General features: G+C 35.7%; 6 protein-coding genes. 3 read left to right on the forward strand and 3 right to left on the reverse strand.

Annotated features, from left to right (window positions below):
• The first annotated feature begins 307 nt into the window (after positions 1 to 307).
• Together FM107_RS13340 and FM107_RS19535 are read left to right on the forward strand one after the other, a co-directional pair.
• Positions 308 to 1078, forward strand: a complete 771-nt coding sequence (locus FM107_RS13340; RefSeq protein WP_086949000.1) for a DUF3050 domain-containing protein — start codon at positions 308 to 310, stop codon at positions 1076 to 1078.
• Between the two features lie 117 nt (positions 1079 to 1195).
• A complete protein-coding gene (locus tag FM107_RS19535) occupies positions 1196 to 1342 on the forward strand; it encodes a hypothetical protein (protein WP_179204482.1) in 147 nt (48 codons plus the stop codon).
• Between the two features lie 152 nt (positions 1343 to 1494).
• On the opposite strand, the gene FM107_RS13345 is transcribed toward FM107_RS19535, so the two are convergent.
• Both FM107_RS13345 and FM107_RS13350 read right to left on the reverse strand, forming a co-directional pair.
• Positions 1495 to 1785: a hypothetical protein gene (locus FM107_RS13345; RefSeq protein WP_086949001.1), complete on the reverse strand. Its 291-nt coding sequence runs from the start codon at positions 1783 to 1785 to the stop codon at positions 1495 to 1497.
• 160 nt (positions 1786 to 1945) lie between these two features.
• Positions 1946 to 2602, reverse strand: a complete 657-nt coding sequence (locus tag FM107_RS13350; RefSeq protein WP_086949002.1) for a hypothetical protein — start codon at positions 2600 to 2602, stop codon at positions 1946 to 1948.
• A 117-nt stretch (positions 2603 to 2719) separates the two neighbouring features.
• Between FM107_RS13350 and FM107_RS13355 the strand changes: the two genes are divergently transcribed.
• A complete protein-coding gene (locus FM107_RS13355) occupies positions 2720 to 3961 on the forward strand; it encodes a hypothetical protein (protein WP_086949003.1) in 1242 nt (413 codons plus the stop codon).
• A gap of 122 nt (positions 3962 to 4083) precedes the next feature.
• Here the strand turns inward: FM107_RS13355 and FM107_RS13360 are convergent, their stop codons facing one another.
• On the reverse strand, positions 4084 to 4521 hold the full coding sequence (locus FM107_RS13360; RefSeq protein ID WP_086949004.1) for a DUF417 family protein: 438 nt from the start codon (positions 4519 to 4521) through the stop codon (positions 4084 to 4086).
• Positions 4522 to 5356: the final 835 nt, after the last annotated feature.

Raw genomic sequence — 5356 nt, forward strand, 5'->3', positions numbered from 1 at the left:
GCAAAGATAAATGGAGTAAAGATTAGCTCCTATACGGGGTTAGTAGGGCGGATACGAAAATAATTTCGTAATTTAAATGCTCATGGACAAGTTTCTACATTGAAACAGTATAGGGTTGCCGACATTGATGTCGATAATCCTCCCACATGCATGAGGGAACAAATGTCAAAAAAAGATTTAACGACTTCTACAGTTGATAGAAAAAATGTTCTTTAAAACTATGTTGCAATTCCGGAGATTTATTAGGCTAACTACTTATCAAGTTCAGGTTAATTAATTTTTATCTGATCTTTTGTTATTTTTGGCCATGCATAATAATATCGAAAATATACAACAATATATCGCCGAAGAAAGACAACGTTTAATAAATCACCCTTTGTATCAAAACATATCTTGTATTGAAGACCTGAAAAGGTTTACCGAAGGACATGTATATGCCGTGTGGGATTTTATGTCGTTATTAAAATTTCTACAGATAAAATTAACCTGCACAACTCTCCCGTGGGTTCCAAGTGATAATCCTGATACCCGGTATCTCATAAATGAAATTGTTCTAGCCGAAGAGTCGGATGTTTCCGAAGGAGGGAAGCGCTTAAGTCATTACGAACTTTATCTGGAGGCAATGAAAGACCTTGGGGCAGATTATTCACAAATCGAGAATTTTATTTCTAGAATAAAAAGTGGAAAGACGATAAGCGACTGTATTGCCGGTATGAACATCGACGACAGAATTAAGGAATTCCTAAGGTTTACTTTTGACTGTATTGACAGTGGAAAAGCGCATATCGTGGTTTCTGCATTTACGTTCGGCAGAGAAGATTTGATACCCGATATGTTTACCTCAATATTAAAACGATTAAAAATACAGTTCCCCGATACAGGACTTGATGGACTTATTTATTATTTTCAACGCCATATTGATTTGGATGGAGATGAACATGGACCGCTCGCGATGCGTATGATTCAAGAGATTGCTGGTAATGATGAAAACAAATGGTTGGAGATGCAAGAAGTGGCGAAAGATAGTTTAATTAAAAGAATTGCTCTTTGGGATGCCATATATGAGGGATTGAAATAATGATATATTAAGTATCTATTTATGGAATAACACATGGAGAGTCGTGAGAATACAAGCTGCTCTTAATTGACAAAACTATTATTTTGTGCAATATAGTTTAGTTTATTATATTACGCCTTGGCCGCATCAGAACCAGCATCAGGTCACGTAGTCATACAGACCTATACACCTAATCACCGCGTTATAGAACAGGTCATCGCGCACGATTATGAAGGGATGTTCATGACTGAAATCAAAGAAGTTGAGGTTTTTTTATTCTATTAAAGGAGATGGAAATGGATTCTCTTTCATAGGAATTACTTTTGTTATTCCAATACCTGATTTTTTGCCGATTCTTTAAGGATTGGGTCTACATTTGTCACTTTATTTTCTTTGAACATCTTATTGGCGTTTACTATATCCTTTTGGACAAGAATTTAATACTGTTCGGGTATACCCACTGCAAGAAATTGTTCTTTGGTCAAGCTAAGTACCACTTCGTTGCCCTCTGCCTTCAGGCATTTGTGTATTACTTTCAGTTTCTCTATCAAGAGAAGGTCTTCGGGAGTTCGCAGACTGTCAGGGCTTAATTGTACATGTTCATATTTTGGATCGAAATGCGGTGTGTCGAGAACCTCGTGTCCACGCATGTTGCTTTTATCCCCAACTGCGTTATGGCAGGAAAGAATCAAGAATAGGAAACTGATGGATAGAATTAACCATTTCACATCGATAAAGTTACCGAATTATTTCATTACCTGCCATTAGCATACTCTCCATTGGGATCGCTAGTCTGAAAATCTACGCTCGCATTTACATTACGCGCTGTGAGAACTACATCGATAGCGGAGGCGATATATGTGCTGCCTGTAGCGCCGCGGCTCCTTGTTATTCCGAATGAATGATTTTTAAATTTGCAAAATCACCATCTGAACCGTTTCCTGTCCAAAAACCTACCTTACCCGAAGATATTGTACGTAGTGACTGGACTGTTAGTACAGGAGTTTGATCTGTATTGATATATGTTGTAATAGTTTCTGAAGTAACGACAACTTTTACACGAAACCAATAGTTGGGATTGACTTCTGTAGAGATGGGGGCTTCGTATTTATCGGGAAATTCCTCCCTAAGGTATGGCCAATCGTTTTCAGGGAGTGATATATACTGTACGGCATGTTTTTTCCTTATAGGGTCATTAGATTGAAAATTGAAGGGTCGAAAGTAAACCGCTTGGTATGTACTGTCATCAGTTCCATGAAAAGCTATCCCCACAAAACTTTCCTGAAGAACATCCTTACCTCTTACCTCGAATTCGATGGTGCCGGTTTCCAAGAGAAGATCTTTTATCCAAACGATACCAGCGTTAGGCTGTCCTTTTATACGCACGAAGTCCGTTCGTTTATCATCCGAGGCAATCCGGAATTTTCTGTTTGTTACTTCCAAGTTTTCTACGTTCAGTGATGGTTTAATCACTTGTTGTCCGAACAATTCAACGGAGAGACAAAGCAGTACTAACAAAGTTACCGTAAATTTGATTTTGACCATAGTATTATAATTTGATTTTATATTTTTGAAATATTTTGATTCAAATCTAGAATATGGCTAACATTTTATAAATTCATTCTCTGTTCAAATATGTTCAAGTTCTTCTTTTAAAAATATATGCCAGAAAATCAATACTATATAGATAAATGTAAAGAGCTAATTGAAGTAAAACTGGGGTGGGGGAATAGCGCCGATTGGCAATCCCAAGATTTTGAAAACCTCAGTGATCAAATTTTCATCGAAACAAAGACAATTATCAGTGCCAGTACTCTGAAGCGAATCTGGGGGAAAGTGCAATATAAAAGCAAACCCAATCTAGGGACACTCGATACATTAGCTAGATTCATCTCTCACCAGAATTGGCGGGATTTTGTGAAGTCTTGTTCAAAGGAGGCTATATCAGATTCCCCTTCCGTATCGCTCAAAAGTACGGTTACAAAAAGTGCTTCGAAATATTATAGGCTATTATTAATCCTTGTTCTCACAGTTTTTTTGGTTGGCTTTTTCTTGCAGATGAAAACTTCCAATCCGCTGCAGTTCAATAACCTGAAATTTGAGAGCAGAACCGTTACAGTTGGTGTCCCCAATACCGTCATATTCAACTATGACGCCAGTAAATCCAATGCCGACAGTGTATTTATCCAACAGAATTGGGACGAAACAAGAAGAGTCAGAGTTGATAAATTCCATCATGAACATGCAAGCGTATATTACTTGCCTGGATATTATCGAGCCAAGTTAGTGCTCAATGATTCGATCGTAAAAGAACACGACGTATTTATAGAATCGGAGGATTGGTTGGGCGTTCTCTCTAGAGATTCCATTCCTTTTTATTTTCCAAAAGAGATTTATAATCATGGAGACTGGTATGGTATATCACAGAAAGAATTAAATCAAGATCTAAACGATTATAATATCGAAATCCCTTCGTTCATATTAACTCATGTCAATCAAAGTCTTATCGTGGACAGTAGGTCTTTTTCATTATCACTCAATGTTCAGAATACCTTTGAGCATCCTGCTTCTCCTTGTAGGCGTACAGACTTGATACTTCTTGGTACAGTAGGAGCAATTATAATTCCTCTTTCTAAACCAGGATGCGTAGGGGAGACTAAGTTAAGAATTGGAGACCTCTTCATGGATGGCAAGTATCATGACATGTCTGCTTTTGGCGTTGATTACTCTTCTCCCGTAAAGCTTGAGTGTTCTGCAGATTCTGGAATAATAGAAATTAAATTAAATAACGAGATAGCGTATGAGGGACGATCTTATAAAGGAATCGGAAATATAGTAGGAGTAAGGATAAAATTTCAAGGCGCAGGACGTTTTGATTCATTTAAACTCACTAAAACTTCTTGAAAAATTTGTTTATTTTCTTTCGCAATATAACACTTAGGGGCTCCATGTATTAAATATCTCTCAAACAAAACACCCTCTCTACGCATTGCAAAGAGTATTTTGTATAGTTATTTAAGGAAGGGTCACTTAATACTATCTTTCCATAAGGCTACACCAAGACCTAAAAAGACTAAATCTTTCAAAATAAAAAAGTCAGTAACAAGCACTCCATCTACCTTCTTCCATACTCCAGGAGTTGTAAATAAAAAACTAATTGTAAATCCAAAAATCAAGATCATTAACAACCCAGCCCATCTTAAGCTACTTTTTATTTTTATTCCTACCAATAGCATTAATCCCGTGATAATCTCTATTATCCCGATTATATTTGAAACGGTTCTAATTGACCATACTTTATAACTCCATCCCATTAAAGGATGAGCTTCAACGAGCGATTTAATTCCTTTAGCTTCTGTTAATGTAAACTTAAAGATACCGATCCAGAGTAGAATAATCGCCGTACCTAGAATCATGATTAATAGACCGGTACTTGGATTTTTTATGCTGTTTGAATTTTCCATTTGCCTTTTATCTGATAATACAAAGGTATTTATAAGGATAGCTTGGTTAGTAGTCTATATTTCCCTAACATATGACGAAATTTCCTTTTATCGACTAAAATGGAATTGCTCTCTTTCTAATTTTTATTTATGGTTGTTCTGCTTTTTTATGTTCGCAGGTAAGACGCTTGTTAAAATAATAAAAGACCTATTATTTGAATTAAATTAAATCAAGCCTAATTGGAAAAATAAAATAAATTATGTGAGAAACCTTTATTGTTAAATTATTCGGAAACTAGAGGAGGAAATTGATGCTTATGTAAAATATCTTAATTTGAAATTTCTAAATTTAAATACTCTAACTTAACAATTCGAAAGTTCTTAAATCGTTAAAATGGGAATTTATGAAAAATATTTTTAGTGTCTTAATAATCCTTTTAACTTATTTTCAATCTATTGGATAGATAAAAGTTCCCGTTAAAATAGACACTCTCAAAATTCAGTATTGCGGCTGTATAAATTTATAGATTCCTATATGCACTGGACATTATAAATAATTCGAAGTGGCATCCAAAATACAAAAACAAAAAAGTTTATAATTACACGATGGAATGGCTTTGGAGTTCAAACAGTCCCAAAAAGCTCACAAAGCTATTTGATCTTGAACTCGCTGAATTGCAAAGTGTAAAAGACACGCTTTCTTACTTTAAAATTCTAGCTAAAAGCAAATCCGATCAGCTACATGATGATTTCTCCAATGTATATAATTATTATCTTGATAATTGCAAGAGGTATGATTCACGTATCCGCCCTATGGTCCACGTCTATGAATAATCCTATGCCGTGGGTAGCTTTG

It is taken from the genome of Sphingobacterium sp. JB170, assembly GCF_900163865.1.
Lineage (GTDB): Bacteria > Bacteroidota > Bacteroidia > Sphingobacteriales > Sphingobacteriaceae > Sphingobacterium.

What these genes read in the sequence shown, in the direction of transcription:
- FM107_RS13360 (WP_086949004.1), bottom strand. Translation starts at nt 4,521, where the DNA reads ATGGAAAATTCAAACAGCATAAAAAATCCAAGTACCGGTCTATTAATC.
- FM107_RS13340 (WP_086949000.1), top strand. Translation starts at nt 308, where the DNA reads ATGCATAATAATATCGAAAATATACAACAATATATCGCCGAAGAAAGA.
- FM107_RS13355 (WP_086949003.1), top strand. Translation starts at nt 2,720, where the DNA reads ATGCCAGAAAATCAATACTATATAGATAAATGTAAAGAGCTAATTGAA.
- FM107_RS13350 (WP_086949002.1), bottom strand. Translation starts at nt 2,602, where the DNA reads ATGGTCAAAATCAAATTTACGGTAACTTTGTTAGTACTGCTTTGTCTC.